We start from the raw sequence: 22,532 nt of genomic DNA, 5'->3' as shown, positions 1-22,532 counted from the left end.
CGATCCTTTAGTTTCGTCGGGAAAGCTGGGCAAAGCAAGCCTTTCGTGCCCCCGCTAGCACCGCTGCTGGGGGGGCACTTTCGCGTTAATGGTCCAATTTCGCCATTGTCGCGCGGTGACATGTTTTGTTAAGGTGCCGCGGTGAGCTCCCAACTGGGGGCAGACAGGGATGTCGGCTGCGCTTGCCAGCGGCCTTAAAATAGGCGTCGTCGCGAGACGGCGAGTTTGCCATGAACGGACGGAACCGTGCAGCCGTGGCTCAACTGCAAAGCTGGTCACAGATCGCTTGTTGTAGTTTGGCGTTAACCATCGCGAGCCAATTGGGCTCGTGGGCAGGAGCGCTATTGGCTCAAGATCCCGCCCTCGAGGCGCAGTGGATCTGGACCTCGGCCCATCCCAAGGACGCCGTGCCGGCAAAGGCCGAGTGCCACTTTCGCAAGACCTTCGCGTTGAAAGAGCCCACTGCAGCGCATTTGGCTATCGCGGCCGATGACGAATACGAGCTGTACATCAATGGGCGGCGCATCGGCATCGGCGAATCGACCAAAAAGCTCGATGAATACGATGTGACGAAATCGCTCGTGCGTGGTCCAAATGTGATCGCCGTCAAAGTTACTAATCAAACGGCCGGTTCGGCAGCGCTCGTGGTGCGGCTGACAGTCCAGGAAAAAGAAACCGGTTGGAAGTCGTTTTCGAGCGACACCAGTTGGAAGACGACCCTTCGTCCCTTCCCGCTCTGGAACACCGTTCTTTACTCCGATCGTGGCTGGGATGGCGCAGTCGCCTTCGGTCCACTGGGCAGCACCGCCCCCTGGGATCGTCGCGAGGAAGTTCCCGTCGCCGAGACGCACCGTAACGAACGGTTCGATATTTCCCCCGAATTCGAAGTCCAGCAATTGCTGAAGGGGGACGAAGTGGGCTCGCTGATTGCCTGCACGTTTAACGAGTTCGGCAACTTGCTCTGCTCGAAAGAGGGTGGCCCACTGCTGATGGTCTTCGATAGCGACAACGATCGTCAGCTCGATAAGTCGCGGGTCTATTGCGACAAGGTAAAAAGTTGCCAAGGGATTCTCGCCCTCAATGGCGAAGTCTTCGTGACTGCCGACGGTCCTGATGGACCAGCTCTCTATCGCCTGGCCGATAAAGATCGCAACGGGACCTTGGAAGACGTGCGCACTGTCTTGAAACTTCCCACCGAGAACTCCGAACATGGCGGTCACGGCGTGGTGCTCGGGCCCGATGGCTTGATCTACGTCATGCTCGGCAACCACGTGAAGATGGAAGTCGCGCCGGATGTCGGCAGCCCGCATCGCGATTACTACGAAGGGGACATCGTCGGCCCGAAGTATGAAGATCCCACTGGTCACGCAGCGGGCGTAACTGCTCCGGGTGGCGTTGTCGTTCGAACCGATCCCACAGGCAGCGGCGTGCAGATTGTGGCCGGTGGTTTGCGCAATCCTTACGACCTGTGCTTCAATCGCGAAGGGGAAATGTTCATTCACGATGCCGACATGGAGTCGGACGAAGGCTTGCCCTGGTATCGCCCCACGCGACTCGCTCACATTCTGCCAGGTGGCGAATATGGCTGGCGCAGTGGCTGGTCGAAGTGGCCCGAGTATTTTGTCGACTCGCTGCCGGCCACGCTCGATACAGGCAAGGGTTCGCCGACTGGCATCGTCGCTTACAACCACTTCATGTTCCCGCTTCGCTATCACGGCGCGATCTTCACGGCCGACTGGTCGAAGGGGACGATCACCGCGGTGAAAATGCAACGGAACGGAGCAACTTACAAAGCGACTCCGGAAGTGTTTTTGAGTGGCAATCCGCTGAACGTGACGGACCTCGACGTTGGCCCCGATGGCTGGCTTTATTTCGTGACCGGTGGTCGCGGTACAGCAGGCGGCGTTTATCGCGTGATGTGGAAGGGAACTGTTCCCGAGCAAATCTCGAACGTTGGTACCGGCCTCACCGCCGTCATTCGCCAGCCTCAAATCACCAGCGCGTTTGCCCGGCAGAACATCGCTGCGCTCAAAAAGCAAATGGGCGATACTTGGAACCCGAGCCTGATCGGCGTCGCTCAGTCAGCTGCCAACCCGGTGAATTACCGGCTGCAGGCGCTGGACCTGATGCAACTGTATGGACCAGAGCCGACTCCGGAACTCTTGTTGCAACTCTCGCAAGAGAAGAACGAAATTGTGCGTGCCAAAGCGGCCCAGTTGATGGGCCTGCACCCGAGCGAAGACGGTCACGTCCGTCTGATTGAAATGCTCGACGATTCCGATCGCTTTGTGCGCCGCAGTGCGTGCGAAGCGCTGTCGCGGGCCGATCAAGCTCCGCCGGTCGATAAGTTGCTAAAGATGCTGGCCTCGGACGACAGGTTTGAAGCCTGGTCGGCTCGACGCCTGCTCGAACGAATGCCGGTCGTCGCCTGGAAGAAGCGGGTTCTCGATGGCGAAGGTCATCGCCTGCTGATTCAGGGTGGTCTGGCGCTGATGATTGCTCACCCGAGCAAGGAGCATGGTCTGGAAGTGCTGCAGAAAGTGCAAAAGCATATGCAGCAGTTCGTCAGCGATGGCGACTTCATCGACCTGTTGCGGCTCACCCAAGTTGCCCTGCATCAGGGAGAAGTGCCACCAGAAGAAGTCCCGGCGCTGCGAACCTTGCTGGCCGAAGAATTCCCTTCCGGCGAGCCGACGATGAATCGCGAACTGATTCGCCTCCTCACGGCGATGCAAGAAACGAGCATCACACCCCGCTATCTCGAATATTTGAAATCCGGAGTGACCGACGCAGACAAGCTGCACATGGCCATGCACCTGCGGTTTGTCGAGGCCGGCTGGACTGCCGAACAGCGGTTGGAACTCCTCACCTTTTATGAAGCGGCCAACAATAAAAAGGGTGGCGGCAGCTATGCCCGCTACATCATTGCCGCGACGCGCGACTTTGCCAAAACCATGAGCGAACAAGAATCGCGACTGGTGCTGGCTCAAGGAACCGACATGCCCAACGCGGCTCTCGGTGCGCTCTACACCTTGCCCGAACAAATCGACGACACCACGCTGCAATCGTTGGTCGATCTCGATGGTCGCCTAGCCGATCGTCAAGGCGATTCGTTCCAGCGGCTGAAGGTCGGCATTGTCGCCGTCCTCTCACGCAGTGGCGACGAGGCTTCGCTGGCTTACCTCCGCAAAATCTGGGAGCGCGATCCCGATCGCCGCCAGGCGATTGCCGTTGGGTTGTCGCAAAAGCCCGACGGGGACAATTGGCCCTATCTGGTTCGCAGCTTGCCTTCGCTCGAACCGGCTGCTGCCCGCGAAGTACTCGGTAAGTTGGCTACGGTGCCGCAGGCACCGGAAGAACCCGATCCCTATCGCAACGTGATTCTCCTCGGCCTGAAAATGAAAGAGAAGGGTTCGGAACCCGCCATCGAACTGCTGCAATTCTGGACCGGCGAAGAACTAAGCGCCGATGCCGATACTGCGACCAAGCTCGCCTCCTGGCAAAAGTGGTTCACGCAAACCTATCCCGAAATGCCCGACGCGGTAATCCCCGCCGCGCCCGATGCCAAGTACACCTTCGACGCACTCCTGTCGTACTTGAACGGCGAAGAAGCGGAGAAGGCGACCGCCACCCGCGGTGCCGAAGTCTTCGTGAAAGCCCAATGCGCCAAGTGTCATCGCTTCGGCGACCGAGGCGAATCGATGGGTCCGGACCTGACGACAGTTGCCAATCGCTTCACTAAGCGCGAGCTGCTCGAGTCGATCTACTATCCGTCGATGGTCATCTCGTCGCAGTATCAAGCCAAGACGGTGCAGACGACCGATGGTCGCACCCTCACGGGGCTCGTTGCGCCGGGTGGTGGCGGCGAAACGGTGATCCTCACTCAGACTGGCGAACGGATCTCGGTCCCCGCGGGCGAAATCGAAGAGACGAAGCCGAGCAAGGTTAGCGCCATGCCCGCCGGTCTGCTCGAAACTCTGACGCCGGAAGAGATTGCCGACCTGATGGCCTACATGCAGCGGACCGGTAAATCGGGCATCGCCCGCCGCCCGCTCGAAAAACTGAATCGCTAACGATCGCGATTTGCCCGTAGAACTTCTGTCCAGCAATCGTCCTGGTTGTTGGACACGTTCCTTTTGTGCGCGAGCCCAGCGTGCAATTCTAGCGCGCGACAGACATTCCCAGCTGCAAGGCGTGGGTCATGATGGCCAGTGCGCCATCTTCGAGCGCGAATTGCTCGTCGACCTGGCCTTCGAGCATCGCGGCGCGGTTCATGCCATAAACATCGGACGACGCTTCATCCTGGCCAAGGACAAATCCGCCAGCCTTGCGAATCGCGCGGCAGCCGTCGGCACCGTCCCGCCCCATGCCGGTCATAATCACGCCCAGGCATTTGGCGCGGAACAGGTCAGCGGCTGAAGTCATCATCACATCGATGCTTGGTCGATGTCCGGTTACGAGATCGCCGTTATAGACCACGCAGCGAACGCCGCTCGGGCCCCGTTCCAACTTCAAGTGCATTCCCCCCGCTGCCAAATAGGCGTGATTGGACTGCAGCACATCTCCGGTCTCCGCTTCTTTGCAACGAATGGGACCAAGTCGATCGAGCCGCCCAGCCAGTGACTTGGTGAAGTGCTGTGGCATGTGCTGGACAATCACCAGCGGCGGCAGGGGAGCGCGGAACGTTTCGAACAGCGAATGCAGCGCCGGAGGACCACCGGTGGAAATACCAAGGGCAATTACTTTGCCCGCTTGATCGTTCAGGGCCTTTTGGGCCGAGAGCGTGCTGCTCAGCGCGGTGGCGGGATTGCGCGCGGGGCGTTGCGCTTGCCGCTTGCGGCGAATTTCGAGAATCCGGGCGACATCGGCGCCAGACAGAAGCCGAATCTTGCGGAGCAGCTCATCGCGCAGCAGTTCGTTACCGAGGCGACCACTTTCGGGCTTCGCGACGTAGTCGAGGGCCCCTTGTTCAAGCGCCGTGAGCGTGATCTCGGCACCGAGGGTTGTCAGCGAACTGCACATCAGCACGGGGACGGGCCGCCGCGCGAGCAAGTCTTGCAAGGTTTCGAGCCCGTTCCGCCGCGGCATTTGAATATCGAGCGTGACCACATCGGGCTGCAAAGCTTCGAACTGCTTGAGTGCTTCGATGCCGTCTTCAGCCTGACCAACCACCTGCATATCGCTGGCGGTGGCTATGGCGTCGCAAATCAAAGCCCGCATCAAGGGCGAATCGTCGACGACCAACACGCGCGTAATTTTGTCAGCCTTCATGAATTGTCTTTCTGCGGATTAATTCCCGGGTAGCGAAGTTGCCCCGTTGGGCACAACGCCTTGATACAACCCGGCCCAGATCTGCCCTGTCTCGGGATGATAGACCCAGCCCACGCGACTGGTGAGATTTGTTGGTGGAGCACTGTTGCTGCGAAACACGTCGCTGGTGCCATTCAGCGGGTTGACCGGCATCCGATTGCGCACATAGGGACCGAGCGGATAGCTGCTGGTGGTTCCCACGGCGCCTTGGATGTTCGTGTGATTGATCAGCTGGGGAAGCGAACGATCGGTCATCAGGTCGGGCGCTCGCCCTTCGTGGTCGATCTGATAGCGCTCGACGGCCAGCGTCAGCTCGCTCAACTGGGCGAGCATCGTCGCGTGTCGAGCGTCGTCGATCACCGAGCCGACCTGCGGAATCACCACGCCCGCGATAATCGCCAGTGTTGTTACCACCATTAGCACTTCGATCAGCGTGAAGGCGCGGCGGCGACTTCGCTTGGCAGGCTTCTTCGTGCGCACAGGCGTCTGCTCGCAGCGCGAAGAATCGCGCTGCAGCATGGTGCTGCGAAGTGTGCCGGAGAGTTGCATGCCTGCCCCCAGGAAACCGAAATGACCACATTTCAGCTGGTCAACTCTATCTCACGGCAAGCTGCGCGAATGAGGAGTTGCGGAAGTTACTCGGGTAGGGCTGGAGCGATTGTGCCGAATGGAAGGATTGACGATTTGCGATCGCCACCGGCGTGTACGGGCTCGTGGTCATCGTCAGCAGGGAATCGAGACTGGAACGCAGCCCGCGCGAAATTTTGTAAATTCTCAGCCTAACCCGTTATGGATTTAAGCCTGTTTTTGAGGTCCTACGCGGTACTCCCGCGGCAAACTCCGGAACCCCCTTTCCCTAACTAAGGCACCCTGGTCGACTGATAGCCGAACAGTTGAAATCTGCCATCACAAATCATCAATCTGCAACCCCCATGCCTCACCCAAGGTCGGACGAAATCATCGCACACCTGTCGGCTGTCGACAAAAAAATGGGCCGGCTCATTCAGGCAGCTGGTCCATTGCTGCTGAGCGCGCAAAAGGGGACGATCTTTTCTGGATTGATGAAGTCGATCGTCTATCAGCAACTCTCGGGCAAAGCTGCCGGAACGATTCACGGCCGCGTGCTTGCACTGCTCCCTGCCGAACCCAGCGAACACGCCACGGCAATTGCCGCTCTTTCAGACGAGGTCTTGCGCGGCGCAGGACTGTCTCGCAACAAGCTTCTTTCGATTCGCGATCTGGCGGCGCGCAGTACAGCGGGGCTTGTTCCAGAGCGAAAGGCGCTAGCGAAGAAGACCGACGAAGAGATCATCGAACTGCTGACAGAAGTTCGCGGCGTTGGTCGTTGGACGGCCGAGATGATTCTCATGTTCACGCTCGGTCGTCTCGACGTACTCCCCGTCGCCGACCTGGGCATTCGCAAAGGTTTCGGACTGACCTACCTTAAAAAAGATCAGCGGGAAGAACTCCCGGCCCTGGAAGCGATTGCCAGACACGGCGAGCGCTGGCGGCCGTTTCGCTCGGCCGCGGCGTGGTACTTGTGGCGGGCCTGCGACCTCGCCAGCCAAAAGCCCGCGTAGGCATGGCTCACTTCTTCGGTTGGAAGAAATCCTGCACCCGCCCGCGGGCGTTTAGAAAGTGCTGCAGTACTGAATAGTGTCCGCCGGAGTACCAAACAATTTCCGGCTTATCGAAGGCTTCCCACAGGGCCTCCGTACAGGGCTTCGGAATCACTTCGTCGCTCTCGGCGTTGAGCATCAAGATTCTGCGGCCGCGGCAATTGGCGGCATGGTTGAGAACCTCGATCGGCTCGACCGCTTGGCGAAAATCGGCCAGCGTGTGACCGGCGGCAATCAGTTTCTCGCGCTGGCGATGAAACTCCCGCGCTTCCCACGCAATGCGCCCCAAGTCGCCGCCGGCAAGCAAGACACAAACACTTTTCAAGCGCGGTTCCGACGACGCAGCTAAGGTGCCCGTGATGCCCCCCAAACTAATGCCGAAGATGCCGAGTTGCTCGGGATCGATTTCGGGTCTGCTCATTAGCCAGCCCGTGGCCTGACGAATGTCGAGCACTGCCTGCGTCATCCCGGCAACGGTTTCCTCCGGATTCGCGCTAATCATTCGCCGTTCGCTGCCCGGTGGTCGTCGTGGACCATAGTAGGGCATTTTCACGAATAGGGCTGCCGTGCCGCGTTGGGCGAGCGAACCAGCAAAGAGTCGCGAGAGAGCAAAATCGCCGCCCAGGATGTGAAGCACAATCACGGCGGGCTTTTTGCCCGCGCCGCGCGGGCGATAGTACTCGCAGTGGATCGTGTTGTTGACTTCGTGAGGAGTCGTTACCGGCGAGGGAAACGTAACGTCCCAAATGTCGTGATTCGATAGTTCGACATCCAGCCGCTTCATTTCGTAGTTGAACGTGTGCTCGGGCAAGCGAAAGCGCTCACCCACCTTCAACTCAGCGGACATCTCTGCCGGCTGATATTTGGCTGTACCGCGCTCGATGTCGGAGGCGTCACTTTCGGCAGCGCAAAAGCCACTGCAAGTGCAGAACATTCCGGCCGCTAGTACGATCAGGAGCGCGTCACGCATTATCGCCTCAACTCCCTCATTACTAGCGCGATCCAACGGCAGGCGAATCGAACCACGGCTTGAACTTTTCGCAAAGCGCTTTCAATCGCGGCAGGTCTTCAGCGAGCAGATACTTCTGCGCGACTAGTTTTTCAGCTGCAGTCAGATACTTGGCTTCGTAGTCGTCGTAGCCCTGATAGAGTTCGGCCAGCGAGGGACGCGGATCTTTCTTGGCCAGTCGCTCTTCCTTGGTCTTGGCAAAGGGAATGAAGCCACCCTGCAACGATAGGAGCTCGCCCGCAGCCCCAATCGAAGTATCGCGCATGTTCCAACTGGTGTAGGTGCCAACAGGAACCGTGATCGCTGGCAGATTTAGAGTGCCAACTTCGTTGCCATCGGGACCAATGGCGGGGACACGGACTTCATAGGCTTGCTTGACCACAGGGGGCTCGAGGGAAGCGATGCCGTCTTTCTCCCACCACGGACCGCGGTCGACGAGCGACGGCCGCTGAATCACCTGCGGATAGTTCACGCCGGGAATGCCTGGCCAGCCACTTTCGTTGGCCGGCCAATTCGCCAGCGTCCGGTCGCTGAGCTTGGGATAAACACTGGCTGGCGGTTCGGTGCCGTCTTTCAGCGCAGCATCCATGGCAACCACGAGCGCGCGCATCAGTGGGCGATAATCGGCTGGACTGGCTGGGAGTTGTCCACCACCTTTCGCGCCAGGATATCCGGCACCACTACCATGCTGCGTGCCGCCAAACGAGTAGATGCGCACGTTGCTCGGCAACTCGGCATCTCGTTTGGCCAGCGGATCGGTATGCACCAACGAACCGCTGCGGTGCCAATACTCGCTGGACGACTGCGTGTGAAAGACAAGCGGGGACGACTTCGCCAGCCGGCTCCTGCGAAGAATGCCGTCCTCTTTACCGGTGTGAGGATCTTTCTCGTCGCCATAGGTGAAGGGAAAATAGTCAGCTGGGAACAAATGCTCGTCGTGCTGGCCATTGGTTCGCGTGGGCGAAGCAAACCGATGATTGAACGAGCCGAGACCACCTCCGGCAACGTGCGAGATCACACCATCAAACGTCAGGCGACCTTGCTCATCGAGATTGAAGCCTTCCCACAGATAGTGCCGGAGCAGCCGACCACTTTGCGATGTACCAAAGCCGATCGCTCGATTCACCAGCGACTTACCCGTGCCATCGATCAGCGGATTTTGTTCCCCTGACTTGGCGTATTTCAGTGCCGAGATAATGTCTCGAATTCCGGCCATGCCAACGCCTTGCACGATGGCCCCCTCGGCTTCGTACACGACTTCGTAGATCAACCCCGGCTGCAACCCACCGACCAGTTCCACTTCCACCAGCGGCAGTTGCCCTTTCACGCCCCCCTCGACAACATCGCTGACGACAAACTTCCAATCGGCGCGCGGAACCACGCGACGCGAATCGGTTTCTCGTTCGCGGAACGAAAGAATGGCGTTTCGCTGAGCATCGAGGGCGGGCCGATAGCTGCCAAGATTCGCGCGATGCGCGACCGCAGCGCGCTCGGCGGCCTGTTCGAGAACGAACTCATTCCGCACCAGGCCACGCAGAGGCTTTTCATTTTCGGTCGCCGGCGGAGCTTGTAGAATCCAGCGATTGTTGCCGGGCTGAACTTCGGCAATCCAACCCGACCAGAGAACCACAAAGCCCTGGCGGCAAAGAAAATCGTCGCCACCACCGTCGATCAGATTGGCCGCCGTGTTCTTGCCGCGATTATTCACTTCGTAAAAGACGGCACCATTCGCTTTGCTCCGCTCGACGGGAACCAGCATTTCAAAATCGGCTGAAAATTCAACCTGCTGCTTTGCATTGTGGGGTGCCAGCGGCAAATCGACGATTGTTTTGTTGGCTTCGTTTTTAGGATCGATGGCAAAGTAAACTTTGCCCACCAGTCGCTCATACTTGCCAACTTCGCCAAGTGATTTGCCAGCCAGGTACGGCTCGCGAGATTTGATCTCCCAGCGAGTAACCTCGGCAAAACAGGCTGGTGTCAGCACGACAGCCATCAGCAAAGGGGCCAATCCTCGTAGCGACATCAATACCTCCTCGGCGGGCAGGAATGAGTGGTGGGAGTGATTCGTGCGTGATCGTTGCAAACGAACACACGCAGTATCACTAGGTAGTATTACCTGACTGGCTTTGGTTTTAAATGTTGACTGAAGAAGAGCAAACTTTCGTTCCAGGTGCGAATAAGTTCTTCGCCACCCCAGCCATGGTCAGCACCAATCAGCAATTCGACACGGCCGGGCACGCCAGCCTTCGTCATGGCATCGGCCATCACGAGCGCTTGCGAAGTGGGAATCAGCTTGTCTTTTGTCCCTTGAAAAATGAGGATTGGCGCATCCCCTTGATCGAGATAAGTAATCGGAGAAGCTCGTTTTCGTTCTCCCTTATCTTCCTCGGGTGTTGTTCCCACAAAATCACTCAGCAGGCCTACGCTGACAGCGGGAAGATCTTTGCGCTCCATGTCGGTGGGGCCGAAGAATGCCACCACACATTGCACGCGGCTCGATTGATCGGCGTGGCCTCCATCCCCTTCAAGGCCGTCATCTTTGCTCATGGTTCCGAGCATCATCGAGAGATGCGCACCGGCCGAGAAACCGATCGCGCCAATCATTTCAGGATTGAGTTTATGCTCAGCCGCACTAGCCCGCAGATAGCGGACGGCACACTTCACATCTTCCACCTGCGCAGGAAAGCGATGCTTGGGAACTAAGCGATACTGAATGGTCGCAGCGACGTAACCCTGCTGGGCTAACTGAAAAATGATGTTCGTGTGCTGTCGTTTGTCGCCAGCGCGCCACGCCCCACCATGAATAACGACCACGCAGGGAGCGGCCTTATCGAGTTTTTCAGGCCGAGCCAGATCGAGCTTCAGCTTCTCGCCGGCACCGGTCCCATATTCGAGATCGGGTTGATAGAGCACACCCGCGGGAGGCATTGGCGGCGCGGTCTTCGGCGTTTCCTGTGCCAGCGAGGGAAAGAGAAATGCACCGCTGCAGAAGAGTGCCCATGCCCACGAAGTAACGCGCAATTTCATTTCACCCTCAAATTTCAGTAACTACATCAACACGTCTTCCGCTGCTTCACTTCCCACGGACGGCGATAATCAAAAAGGTCGGATTCAACGCTTCGAAGCGCAGCCGGTCGAGTTGATCGTTGCCGCGCGAAATATTCACCATCAGCACTTTGGTGTCGCCAGCCGCTTTGTGCAGCACTTTGCGGACGTCAGCCAGGTTATCGATGCTACCGACATTGGCAACGAGGCGACCCCCGGGCTTGAGTTTTTCGAACGCTTGTTCGACCAGCCCGCGAATATGCCGGCCGGTGCCGCCGACAAAAATTGCATCGGGGTCGGGAAGTCCCTGCCAGGCATCAGGGGCTTGTCCCAACACGGGAATCAAATTCGTCACCCCAAAGCGTTCCGAGTTCGCGGCGATGAGCGCGTAATCTTCGGGGTCCATTTCAATTGCATAGACCGAGCCAGCTGCGGCCACTTGAGCCGCCTCAATGGACACACTGCCGCTCCCCGCGCCGACATCCCATACGACGCTGCTGCGACCGATATCGAGTTCGGCCAGTGCGATCGCGCGAACCTCAGCGGGCGTGAGCAAACCCCGTTTGGGTTGCGATTGCAGGAACGCATCGTCCGGATTGCCAAACAAGCGGCGACCCACCATGCTCGCGGGCCGATCGGGCACGCCGGGCTTGCGAACGAGGATCATCACATTCAGCGCGCTGAACTGCTGCGTTGCAACTTCTTCAAGCTCTCCCTGCGTTACGCATTCATCGGGCGCGCCGAGGTTCTCGCACACATACACAGTGAAGTAGTCGATGCCCCGATCCAGCAGCGCTTGAGCCACGGCTGCCGGCGGAGCGGCATCGGTTGTGAAGAGCCCGACCTTGGTTGCAGTCCGCGCCTTTTCGGCCACTAAATCCAAAGGCTGGGTCGCGAGGCTGGTCAGGTAAGCATCGTCCCAACTTTCTTTTACCCGTGCAAACGCGAGCTGCATGCTGCTGACGTGGGGCGTGACTTCAAAACGGTCTTTACCCAAGCGATCGCACAGGAAGCGCGCGGTGCCGTAAAAAAGTGGATCGCCACTGGCCAGCACGGCGATCAACTTGCCTTGGGCGGCATCGATGCGGCGCACAATCTGTTCTAGGTCGCCACCGATATCAAGCTTTTGGGCCGGCAGCGATTCGACTGCCGCCAATGCCTGCCGCGCGCCAAGGATCAACACTGCTTGCTGCAGGCGCTGCCGCGCTGCGGCGGTCAGCCCTTCGAGTCCGTCGTCACCAATACCAATGATTTGAACTTTTTCCATGCGAACCGCAGTGACCTGCCGAAGGAGAAGTAGAAAAGTGGCAACGACGACGAGCCATCTGCCCCGCGGCGAAAATACGCCTATTTCCCGAGCATTGTACGGCGGCCCGTGGGGTGGTAACAGTCAGCGTAGGGAACGACGGTGGGATTTTCTGGGCGCCTAAGTACTGACAGTTTCGATACTTCGTCCGCCACCCGGGGTTTCAGTAGGTAGGTGAGTCCGTGGACACTTAGATGCGTTCATCGCCGCAGAATGCCCAAACGGCAAAGTCGCGGTTGCGTCCAAAAAGGGTGAATGTGTCTGCTGCAGTCCATGGTTTCGCTTGCCCGCGTGCGGGGCGCGACTTAAAATGAATCGCAACCCGCTGGCCAGTGAAGTTGCCGATCACTTCTCAGGAAGCTTGGAGTTCGCAACACGATTTGCCTTTAGCTGTCCGCCCAAGGAACGCTCCCCGTGCCTCTCACCGACGAAGATCGCCAACTGCTCCAACTCTGTTTGGAGCATGAACCTCGGGCATGGGAAGCCTTTGTCGACCGCTTTTTGGGGCTCGTGATTCACGTCGTGAATCACACCGCCGATTCGAGGGGGCTGAGCATCACTACTCAGGACCTTGAAGATCTCACCGCCGATGTCTTCTTGGCCTTTGTGGCCGACGATTATGCCGTGATGCGGCGCTTCAAAGGGCTGAGCAGCCTTGCCACTTACCTGACTGTGGTCGCTCGCCGCGTTGTCGTGCGCGAGATGCTGCGACGCAAACTGAATGCCCCGCCAGCAGATGCAGCCGAAGCTGACGAAGTAGTCGACCAGCATCAGCCGGTCGAAGATCGCCTCAGCAATCGCGAAGAAGTGCAAAAGCTGATGGAAGAACTCGGCGGCGAGGAAGCCAAGATCGTGCAGCTGTATCACATCGAAGGCAAGAGCTACGACGAGATCAGCAGCACGCTCGGAATTCCGAGCAACAGCGTCGGGCCCACGTTGTATCGGGCCCGCGCCAAATTGCGTCGCTTTGGTGTCGACTCGGCTGCGAACTAAGCTTCGCCGGTCACTACTTCTGCCAAGGCCAGCGGAACCAGCTCTTGGCCGCTGGTATAGCTGTTGCCGGACTCTTGGTCGCACTTTCGGCACGCACTGGTTGCTCGAACGAAGCTTGTTGAACGGGACTGTTGTTGCTGCGAACGTCGGTCACCGGTTCTTCTGCCGAGGCAACTTGCAGTTTGTGTAAGTCTTTTTCGGACGTCACACAGCGGGTCGCACATTGCTCGCAGAAAGTCTCGACGACCCACTTGTAAGTCTTTTCTTCTTTGTCGACAGTCGTCTTCTTCAGCTTGTGCCTGGTGTGAACTTCAGCGCACTGGGGAACCCAATTCACCTTGCACTGGCTGCAACCATCGCAGCCAGGAGTGCATTCATAGCCGCACTTCTTGCTCGGCCCGGGGACGCAGAAGTCCTCGCATTCGCACGAGTATTCGATCTTCGGGACTTTCTTTATCTCGCACTTCACGTGGCACACCTTGCGGATGCAAACATTGCATCCGCAGGTGACGCAGCATTCCTGCGCGATGGTCAAAGCGGTCGAGATCGCGACGATGGCCGCGGCAAACAGATAGGGCATGATTCGCATGGCTGAGTTCCCTGCGGATGTGTTGGCTGATGATTTGTAGAAGGAACTGACTAGTAGTCCACCTGCACGCGGCTGACGAACAAGTCAGCGGTGCTGGGACCGCCGGCAGTGTTGTCGAGCATGGCGTGAATCCAGTTGGCCTGGATCTTTGTGTGCGTATTCAGGAACCAGGTGATGCCGTGCGTGGTGTCGTTTAGCACTCCGTTGCCAGCTTTGCTCGTACCGGTGTAGGAGTTCGTCGCGGCGACATAATAATGGCCGTCGAAGGAGTCGGGATTCCGCAAATCGATGACCGACCAGCGGGCCGCCACTTCCCACGCGCCCCAGCCACAAATGCCGTCACGCTTGAGCGGGATGAAGTCGGTATAAGGAACAAGTTTGCCCAGGGTTCCGGTCTTCTTGTCATAGACGCGGTTCTCACCCGTCAGTCGATAAGCGGCCTGTGCGTAACCACCTTGATAGTAAACGCTGCCCCACGGTGTATTTACCTGCGTGCCGATGTACTCCGCAGTAACGCCCCACGGGCCCCATTGGGTCACCGATTCGAGTCCAAACATATTGAAATTCGTGGCCTCGTAGCGCCCCGTATCCACAAAGATCGGCGTTCCGTTCACAGCGGAGCCGAAGCTGCTAGGAAACTCCGAGAAGCCGAGCGGGCCGAATTCCGGCGTGGTTCGTGCTTGATAGAAGGGGCGCGGACTGCCGATGTTGCCCGACGCACCGCTGCCTACAGCGTCGTTGGCACCCAGCATGGCGAAGGTGTAACCGCCGCCGATGTGCCACAAATACCGATCGGGAACCAGATCGTCGTAATGCAGCAAGTGTGTGGCCCGCGTCGCGAATGAGTATCCGCCAATGTCGCCAATGTCGGTCGCTGACCGCGTATCACCCAGAGGCGCATTGTTGAACCCGCCCGTGCGATACAGGCTATAGGTCCACTGTGTCATTTGATCTTCGCTTTGGTTCGCTGCAGAGATGCCCGTCTTGCGGAAGGGAACCAGCGCGAGAAACGGCAACGAGCGTTCGAGAAACGTCAGATTGCGGAAGCCGGTGAGCGAGTCGACGCTGAAGGGTTGGCAGAAATGACCGATCCTCACTGCACCGAGAAACGGAATGTTCGACTGCTCGACATAACAGTCGAAAAAGCTCGGCCGCCCGGCGGTCGCAAAGTCCATTTCAATTTGATAGGCAGTGAACTCGGCAACTTTCCCCTGCACCGCAAGTCGAGCGCGACGAAAACCAGTGCCGTCCTGTGCATCGCCCACGGTCGCAATGTTTTCGGGCGTCTGAGCATACAGGGCGGAATCGAGTTGCAAAAAGCCGGTCGTCCTAAAGGTGGGAAAATCTTCTTTCTTCGGTGCTGGCTTTTCCTTTTCGACAGAGGCCTTCAACTTCTGGGCGATGTCGTCGAACTTCGCTTCCAAATCGGCGAGACGTTCAGCATCGGTGAGGGGAAGCGGCACGAGTGCTTCGTCGGCTTCGGTCGCGGTGGCCGGTTGCACGTAATATGGTTGGGGAGCAAGCGGCAGCTGCTGCGGAGCGAATTGCGGAGACGGCAAGTGCTGCGGCACTGGTAGCTGTTGCGGCTGCACCACGTTGAGCGGCCCGTATTGTTCAGCAATGGGAAAGGGCTGAATCTGAGAACCCGGCGGCACGGGCATCTGCATGGCCGGTACTGGCCAGGCGGCGGACGCGGGGGGTGACTGGGCTTGCCCCGGCCAAGGCACCGTCAGCAGTGCGGCCACTGTAAGGGGCCAAGCTGTCAGGTGGTAAGTGGTCCGAGGCATTTCATTCCCTCCGAGAGTTCGGTCAGGTTGCCTCTGGAGGATCCAGTCAGCGACGCGGGTGTAAAAATCGGGTGGTTGGTAGTGAAGCTGGGTGCGGTGCGTTGTACGCATACCTTGACCCGCCGGATTAACCGCTACGATCCTTAAATCTCATCGGTCTGGCATAATCGATCCTTTGAGAAAATCTTCGCAGTCTGCTGGCGCGAAGCTGGCTTCGATAGCAGAGTGAGTCGTTGCCGATTGCAACTTGCTGGCCAGGGCGAGATACTGCTGAGGTTGATTCCTTCCGCCTCAAAATCAGGGAGCTGGCACGATGAAACGCTCGTTTGGCTATTTCGCGGGACAGTTTTTCCTGCCAGCATGCTTTCTTGTTGCTCTCGGGCTGGCGTCGCTTCCCATGGCCGCCGCACAAGACCCAGCGAAGCCGGCAGCAAAACCGGCGACCAAAGACGAACTGATTGCGAAGCTCGAAAAAACCTTAACCGGCGCGCGAATGACTGGCACTTTTACCGTGCTTGGAAAGGAAGAGAAGGCACCCACCCCCGAGGAATACACCATTGTCTCTGCCCAAAAAATTCCCGATGGCGACATTTGGTTGCTGAAGGCCCGCGTTAAATATGGGACCACCGACAAGACACTGCCGATCCCACTCGAAATTCAGTGGGCTGGCGATACTCCGGTCATCACCATGACCGACATGGCGGTCCCAGGCCTCGGCACTTTCAGCACGCGGGTCGTCATTTACGACGGTATGTACAGTGGCACTTGGCAACATGGAGCTGTGAAGGGGCATCTATTCGGCACCATTACCCGCGCCGACGAAAAGCCCGCTGAGACCAAAACGGAAAAGGCCACCGAACCCAGGTAGCTTGGCTGCCGCACGGCAGACTCTTCGCAGTCGTTAAAGTTTCTCGCTAGCAGCCCCGATTCCTGCCTTTTCGGGGCTGATTGAGCCATAGACCGACCGGCAAAATCGAAAAAAACCTACCTTCCGGCACGGTCCCTTACCGACAATTACTAGCGGGTACTCAGTCGAATCACTCGATTTGCGCTGACGCCTTGTCCAGGTCAGGTCTCAGGGGGGAACGTTCGTTCCAATGAGGCGCTCATCTTGGCACAGGTCGATTTCGACCTGAAGCAGCCCGGTTGGCGGTTGTCACTTATGCCTGAACGTCACGCGACCCAAGAAGCGTGACGACCACTGACACAAGAGATTCGGCAGCCGCGAAAACGCCGGGCACCCATGCGAAGATTCATCCTCAGGAGGGGGAAACCATGCGACGTTACGTGTTTCAATTTGCCTTGCTGGCCGGCATGACGCTGGTGCCAGTTGTGGCAATGGGCGACGACAATCAAATCGCTCAGACCATCGTGCAGAAACTGCAAGCCGAGAAAAAGACCGGCAGCTTGAAGGGCTTTAATCTTGAACTGCAAGTTCAAGAAGGAACGGTCTGGCTCTCGGGCCGCGTTTCGACACCCGAACAACAGGCCCGGGCGCTTGATATCGCCCGCCGCGTGCAGGGCGTGAAGCAAGTGGTGAACGACATCACCATCACTGAATCTGCCCCAGCCAACAACAAGTTCTCGAGCGAAGACAGCCCTTCGCAATCGAAGAACATGCTGGCCAGCATGAACTTGCCCGTCGACCCGACTCCTGCCACACCGACACCGGCCCTCTCGCCCCGCGGTGAAGTTGGCTCGGGCGTGGTTGCTTCGAGCAGCCCGGTTCCGACCGGTATCCAAGCGATTGCTCCGCAGTCGCCAGCCATGCAGCCCTACGCTGGAGCTCCGGCTCATCAGTCGCAAGTGCCAATGGCTTATGCCCCGGCCCGTTATGTAAATCACCAAGAAGGCATGCCCAGCCAGTACGCTGGCGAAGGCTACGGCCAGCCAGTACCAATGCACACCGGCGGCGGCATGGGCATCGCCCCAGCCCGCTACGATCACCCATCGATGCCCGGCCACGCCTGGCCGAGCTACGCGGCTTACCCGAACTACGCCGCCGTGACCTATCCCAAGCAATACTCGCCCACCGCCTGGCCCTACATCGGACCTTTCTATCCCTACCCGCAAGTTCCGCTGGGTTGGCGTAAGGTCACCATGGAATGGGACGACGGTTGGTGGTTCCTCGATTTCAAGAATCGCCGCTATCGCTAGTCAGCCCGCTGATAGCAAAACGTAACGACAGCATGAAGCCTTCGCGGTCTTGGGCCGCGAAGGTTTTTTCGTTTCTTGGGGGCTGGGGGCTGGGGAAAATACAAGAACAAGAAATGCCCCGCAGTGGTGACATCTCATAGTTGGGTTCACCATGCGCCGGTTGCTAGCACAGTCTTCCCCGTATTTCCCCAGCCCCTAGCCCCCAGTTCCTAGCCCCCTCACCGATCCCTCGCCCGATTTCTCAGAAAATCCCGCCTTACCGGAAAATCCTGCAAGTTCGTTACAGCTTCACACGATAAATAGCTCTGGAACGGTTGGGCTCTTAGCTCAGGCGTTAGGCAACCGACACAAGCCGGCCAATTCGCGAACTTCTCACGAAGCTCGCAACGGGCCAATTGACTGATTCGCATCGAGGATGAACCATGTCGCACAGGATGGCACTCGCAGCACTTTGCACCGTGATGGCGCTGACGTCACTCACCAGCACCGGCTGCGTGGGAATGGCACTCGGTACGAACATGGGCCTCTGGGGCATCCCAATCCCCGTCAGCCCGTACTACCAGAAGAAGCAGGAAGATGCCTTCTGGAACCACGAGCGTTACGAGCGGGCACCGATCCTGCCGCCGCTGCAGCCCGGTGGTCCCACCGTGGCTCTCGATCCACCCAGCGATGACGAAGTCGTTCAGGCTTGGGAAAAAGCCAACCCCATCCAGGGTGGCTTGCCGTTCCTGCACGAACGCCAACGAAACAACGTTCGCATTCAAAAAGAGAAGATCGCCGACTACATCGATCCGCCGCGCGTCGTACCGCTCCTCGGTCCCGTGCAGTTGCATCACGCTCACTACAAATGCACCGTCTACTACTCGGAAGTCACTCGCGTCGGCTGGCCCATCCCGTATACCACCGTGGATGAAGACGCCCAGGAAGTGCTGTACATCGATCACAACCACTTCCACATGGTTGGCAACGTCAGCGGTGGAGCCGGTTCGAACTACTAGGCTTTGCCTAACTGAAGCTCGGCCCGACCAAACTCGCTTAAACCTCTCTCAGCCGCCACTTCCCTGGCGGCTGATTTTTTGCGCGCGGACGTTATGACTGCGCGACTTACGTCGACGGCCTCGCTGCGGCCGAGCGCTCCACCACCACCAACTTGTCCAACTAAGACCAGTACCACGACCCCCTCACCTGGCACAACTCTTGGGTTTGGCGCACATTCCGTGCTCAAAATGGCTCGAATTGTTGAACACCACCCAAAATGGTGGTTTGCGTTTTTCATCGACGTAAGTCTCTGGAAATGCCCGGCAGAAATTAGGTAAACGTGAACGGGTCGTACTTACCCGTGCGTTCCCTGGACTTATGAGGTAAGGCACCTAACCACTCCTGGCGGACTTCGACTCACTTTCATCATGAGTTGCCTCACAGCCTCACCTCAGAACGGCTCGAAGCCCGAGCGCCAAACCGGCGTTAAGAAGTTTCGTGAATACACCCCGTTCGCTCAACGGGACGGTGTGCCGACAAGACTCGGCCTGCGATTAAATCGAGCATTTGTGACTCATCGATAAGCAGACACTCTACGCTTTTTGCCAGTTCCTTGGCACTTCGAGTAAACACACTGTTTGTGATAACGACCGAGTGCGTGCATTTGTAGTGTGCCTTTCCGGCGTGAGCCTGTTGAACAGCATCGTTACCGACACTGTTCTCATATCCCTTCACTTGAATACCCAGGCGCATTGTTTGCGATACTGCAATGAGATCAATCCCTTGATCACCAGTTCTTCTAGTTGTCGAAACATCGAACCCATGATGCCGCAACACAGTGGCAAGGAAATCTTCAAACTCGATACTCCGCATCGCGCGCCAATTCTCGATCGCAAGCTTGTTTGGAATACTCTCAAATTCCTGCCGAAGTGTCTCCGCATGAAGGACCAGTGCTTCAAGAGACGTCCGGATTCTCAACAATTCATCTACGGAGTTCCGTTCGCGACGTAGTTGTTGAATCTTCGAGTTTTCCCTAGCGAGGTCTTCCTTCCACCGAATGATTTCTAAACAACTCTGCTTGGCATTTTCCTCGTTGATTGCAACTAAGGACACGGCGAACCCAATGCCCGAGGTAGCGGAGAGAACTGCGCCCGTCAAGATTGTGATTTGTTGAGAAAGGCCCAAACCGATGCCGAGGATCAAGCCAATCCCTAAAAACAAAACAGCAACAAGTAGTGACACTGCAAACAAAGGAATTCCGCTAAGGCTCACTGCTTGACCGCAGAATATACGGCCGGAATAGATTAGCAACGGTAGCCACCATAGCCAGCGGGTTGCGCTGCTACCGAATCGCTCTGCGCGCAATTTTTCCTGGTGAGCAATTTCGGAATCAAAACGATCTATGTCAATTCGCATCACGTGGAATGCACCGCGTGATTCACACTCTGCGCGAACCTGCTGAACTCGCCGTTCAGCATCCAGTACTTGGTAAAGTTCTGTCGGCATAGAATCCAGCCATAGAGCCATGGACCAATGAGATAAATATTGTTTGCAATTCCAAGCTGCGTAGGTCAGGTCTGGTGCTCCAGCCCTGACAGTCGGACTATATCACGCCAAATCCTCACTTGAAATTGGCGACTGGCCTGGGCCGCGGATGCAGATCAGACCTCGTTGCCGACGATGACGAGGAGCATTCGAAATCTTTTGTCGTCGCGAGTGCGAGAATGCAGCGTGAAATGCGTTATGCCGACTCGCGGCGCACTGAGGAGATCGTACCGCGAATCAGTCGAAGATCCTGACTTTGTAACTGCGCGCTCAAGCGCGAACGTTCACGTGACGCTTCATATCGTGCTCGGCGGCAGTCCATGCATTGCTCAAAAGTGTTGATAGTGCTCTGCGAACGAGATGCCATTGTCGATCGCGGCCATGGTGCGACCTCTTGAGTGTACAAATCCACGTGCTATGCGGCGAAGTTTCGCAGTACACGCTATCCGCAAGCAGCCTTACGAACGGATACCCCTATCATGGGTGGTGTCCAATTTTCGTCGCGTGGAATTCACACCAGAGCCGGCAGAAATTTGGCACAGGTGAAACGAACGGTTAGACTGGGCCATAGATCAATAGCTGTTGATTCCCCGCCCCTCCGCCTCGCTCCCGCCCAGTCACGAGGACTTTGCCATGCTCACCATCGCCGATCCGCGGCCCAGCCGGAACTGCCAAGGGCTGGCTCGTCGTGACTTCCTCAAGATCGGTGCGCTCGGCTCGATGGGTTTCGGCGGGCTCCTCACGTTGCCGCAACTGTTGGCTGCCAAGGCTGCCGGTTCGCCCCTGGTGCGCGATAAGTCGGTGGTCCTGCTGTTCTTGTCGGGCGGGCCGTCCCACATCGAGTTCTTCGATCCCAAGATGTCGGCCCCCGCTGAGATTCGCAGCGTGACGGGCGAACTGCAGACCAAGCATCCCGGCATCACCTTCGGCGGCACCTTTCCCCAGTTGGCCGAACGGGCCGACAAGTTCACCGTTGTCCGCTCCTACGGTTCGGGCAACTCAGGGCACTCTTACGAATCGGTCACCACCGGCGGCAACACGCTCAAGTCGGCCCTCGGTGCCATTTACGCCCGCGTCGCCGGCGTGAATCATCCTCAGACCGGCATCCCGAACAACATCCTCCTGCTCCCCGAAGCAGTGAAGGAAGGGTTGAAGCTGGGCAGCAATTTCGAAACCGGCGCACTCCCCACACTCACGCAGCCCGGCGATTTGGGCCCGTCGTTCAATGCCTTCAATCCAGCTGGGGGCGGTCAACTCAAAGATAACCTGGAACTGAAGATTCCCGCCGAGCGTCTGCTCGATCGGCGCAACCTGCTGGCCGGTCTCGACCGGATGAAGCGCGACGCCGAGCGCGAAATCGCCGTCAAAGGTGCCGACGAATTCCAACAACAGGCGCTCGATGTCATCACTCGCGGCGTCGCGCAAGCTTTCGATCTCAAGCAGGAAAGCCAGGCCACGCTCGAGCGCTACGACACGTCGAAAGTCTTCCGCAACGAAGATGTGCAGCGCTGGGGCGATATGCGCCGCAGCACCAACTTGCTCGGCCGGCAGATGCTCCTCGCTCGCCGCTTGTGCGAAGCGGGTTGCGGGTTCGTCACCGTCAGCGATTGTGGCTGGGACATGCACAGCAACGGCAACAGCCCGAAGTTCCTCGGTGGCATGCAACCGCTGGGTCACCAGGTCGATCACGCTGTCAGTGCGTTCATCGACGACGTGCGCGAGCGCGGCCTGCAAGAGAAGATCCTGCTCGTTGTCACCGGCGAAATGGGGCGCACCCCGCGCATCAATAACAACGGCGGTCGCGATCACTACGGCGATCTGACTCCGCTGTTACTCTTCGGCGGCGGGCTGAAGATGGGGCAAGTCATCGGCCAGTCAGACGGCCAGGCAGCTCGCGCGGCGGGCAAGTCCTATCGCCCGCAGAACCTCCTCATCACGCTGATGAACGTCCTGTTCGACATGGGGCTCCTCCGCCTGCAAACCAACATCCCCCGCGACGTCGCCAAGCTGGGCGAAACGGCCGAACCCATCGACGGCCTCCTCTAGTGGGACAGGCTTCCAGCCTGTCATTTCTATTCCACTCGACGGGCCATCCCACTTCTTCCCGAATCGCCAAAACCGCGCTCCCCAGCTATCATCAACGCGGCTCCGTATCGTCTCGTTCTTGTCCCCAATCTCCAATTTCCAGCTCCCA

Annotated in this window: 16 protein-coding genes; 7 read left to right on the top strand and 9 right to left on the bottom strand. The window is 58.1% G+C overall.

The window, feature by feature from the left end; translation table 11 throughout:
* The first annotated feature begins 230 nt into the window (after window positions 1–230).
* Window positions 231–4,073 carry a HEAT repeat domain-containing protein gene (locus ETAA8_RS01395; RefSeq protein ID WP_145083807.1) on the top strand — a complete coding sequence of 1,281 codons (3,843 nt, stop codon included), beginning with the start codon at window positions 231–233 and terminating at the stop codon, window positions 4,071–4,073.
* 88 nt (window positions 4,074–4,161) lie between these two features.
* Here ETAA8_RS01395 and ETAA8_RS01390 read toward each other — a convergent pair whose 3' ends face one another.
* A complete protein-coding gene (locus ETAA8_RS01390; protein WP_145083804.1) occupies window positions 4,162–5,271 on the bottom strand; it encodes a protein-glutamate methylesterase/protein-glutamine glutaminase in 1,110 nt (369 codons plus the stop codon).
* Between the two features lie 18 nt (window positions 5,272–5,289).
* On the bottom strand, window positions 5,290–5,859 hold the full coding sequence (locus ETAA8_RS01385; RefSeq protein ID WP_145083801.1) for a type II secretion system protein: 570 nt from the start codon (window positions 5,857–5,859) through the stop codon (window positions 5,290–5,292).
* A gap of 383 nt (window positions 5,860–6,242) precedes the next feature.
* Between ETAA8_RS01385 and ETAA8_RS01380 the strand changes: the two genes are divergently transcribed.
* Window positions 6,243–6,890 (top strand): DNA-3-methyladenine glycosylase family protein, encoded by a 648-nt coding sequence (locus ETAA8_RS01380; protein ID WP_145083798.1) that lies wholly within the window; start codon window positions 6,243–6,245, stop codon window positions 6,888–6,890.
* Between the two features lie 7 nt (window positions 6,891–6,897).
* Here ETAA8_RS01380 and ETAA8_RS01375 read toward each other — a convergent pair whose 3' ends face one another.
* From ETAA8_RS01375 to cbiE, 4 genes are all read right to left on the bottom strand, one after another.
* Window positions 6,898–7,899, bottom strand: coding sequence for an alpha/beta hydrolase (locus ETAA8_RS01375; RefSeq protein ID WP_145083796.1), 1,002 nt, complete (start codon window positions 7,897–7,899; stop codon window positions 6,898–6,900).
* Between the two features lie 22 nt (window positions 7,900–7,921).
* Window positions 7,922–9,961 (bottom strand): alpha/beta hydrolase domain-containing protein, encoded by a 2,040-nt coding sequence (locus ETAA8_RS01370; protein WP_145083792.1) that lies wholly within the window; start codon window positions 9,959–9,961, stop codon window positions 7,922–7,924.
* 89 nt (window positions 9,962–10,050) lie between these two features.
* Window positions 10,051–10,965: an alpha/beta hydrolase gene (locus tag ETAA8_RS01365; RefSeq protein ID WP_145083789.1), complete on the bottom strand. Its 915-nt coding sequence runs from the start codon at window positions 10,963–10,965 to the stop codon at window positions 10,051–10,053.
* Window positions 10,966–11,011: 46 nt separating this feature from the next.
* On the bottom strand, window positions 11,012–12,250 hold the full coding sequence (gene cbiE, locus ETAA8_RS01360; protein ID WP_145083786.1) for a precorrin-6y C5,15-methyltransferase (decarboxylating) subunit CbiE: 1,239 nt from the start codon (window positions 12,248–12,250) through the stop codon (window positions 11,012–11,014).
* Window positions 12,251–12,703: 453 nt separating this feature from the next.
* On the opposite strand from cbiE, the gene ETAA8_RS01355 reads away from it, so the two are divergent.
* On the top strand, window positions 12,704–13,282 hold the full coding sequence (locus tag ETAA8_RS01355; RefSeq protein WP_145083783.1) for an RNA polymerase sigma factor: 579 nt from the start codon (window positions 12,704–12,706) through the stop codon (window positions 13,280–13,282).
* Window positions 13,283–13,295: 13 nt separating this feature from the next.
* Here ETAA8_RS01355 and ETAA8_RS01350 read toward each other — a convergent pair whose 3' ends face one another.
* Window positions 13,296–13,871: a hypothetical protein gene (locus tag ETAA8_RS01350; protein ID WP_145083780.1), complete on the bottom strand. Its 576-nt coding sequence runs from the start codon at window positions 13,869–13,871 to the stop codon at window positions 13,296–13,298.
* Window positions 13,872–13,921: 50 nt separating this feature from the next.
* Window positions 13,922–15,658 carry an OprO/OprP family phosphate-selective porin gene (locus ETAA8_RS01345; protein ID WP_202921492.1) on the bottom strand — a complete coding sequence of 579 codons (1,737 nt, stop codon included), beginning with the start codon at window positions 15,656–15,658 and terminating at the stop codon, window positions 13,922–13,924.
* A 313-nt stretch (window positions 15,659–15,971) separates the two neighbouring features.
* Between ETAA8_RS01345 and ETAA8_RS01340 the strand changes: the two genes are divergently transcribed.
* From ETAA8_RS01340 to ETAA8_RS01330, 3 genes are all read left to right on the top strand, one after another.
* Window positions 15,972–16,526: a hypothetical protein gene (locus tag ETAA8_RS01340; RefSeq protein WP_238397654.1), complete on the top strand. Its 555-nt coding sequence runs from the start codon at window positions 15,972–15,974 to the stop codon at window positions 16,524–16,526.
* A 407-nt stretch (window positions 16,527–16,933) separates the two neighbouring features.
* Window positions 16,934–17,815: a BON domain-containing protein gene (locus tag ETAA8_RS01335; protein WP_145083772.1), complete on the top strand. Its 882-nt coding sequence runs from the start codon at window positions 16,934–16,936 to the stop codon at window positions 17,813–17,815.
* A 422-nt stretch (window positions 17,816–18,237) separates the two neighbouring features.
* Window positions 18,238–18,813, top strand: coding sequence for a hypothetical protein (locus ETAA8_RS01330; protein ID WP_145083769.1), 576 nt, complete (start codon window positions 18,238–18,240; stop codon window positions 18,811–18,813).
* A gap of 466 nt (window positions 18,814–19,279) precedes the next feature.
* Here the strand turns inward: ETAA8_RS01330 and ETAA8_RS01325 are convergent, their stop codons facing one another.
* Complete coding sequence (locus ETAA8_RS01325) at window positions 19,280–20,299, bottom strand: restriction endonuclease (protein WP_202921491.1); 1,020 nt, start codon at window positions 20,297–20,299, stop codon at window positions 19,280–19,282.
* Window positions 20,300–20,971: 672 nt separating this feature from the next.
* Between ETAA8_RS01325 and ETAA8_RS01320 the strand changes: the two genes are divergently transcribed.
* Window positions 20,972–22,384 carry a DUF1501 domain-containing protein gene (locus ETAA8_RS01320; RefSeq protein WP_145083763.1) on the top strand — a complete coding sequence of 471 codons (1,413 nt, stop codon included), beginning with the start codon at window positions 20,972–20,974 and terminating at the stop codon, window positions 22,382–22,384.
* Window positions 22,385–22,532 lie beyond the last annotated feature (148 nt).

It is taken from the genome of Anatilimnocola aggregata (assembly GCF_007747655.1).
In the GTDB taxonomy this organism is placed as follows: Bacteria; Planctomycetota; Planctomycetia; order Pirellulales; family Pirellulaceae; genus Anatilimnocola; species Anatilimnocola aggregata.
Note: the sequence above shows the minus strand (reverse complement) of the source record. Positions and strands in the feature narration are given on the sequence as shown.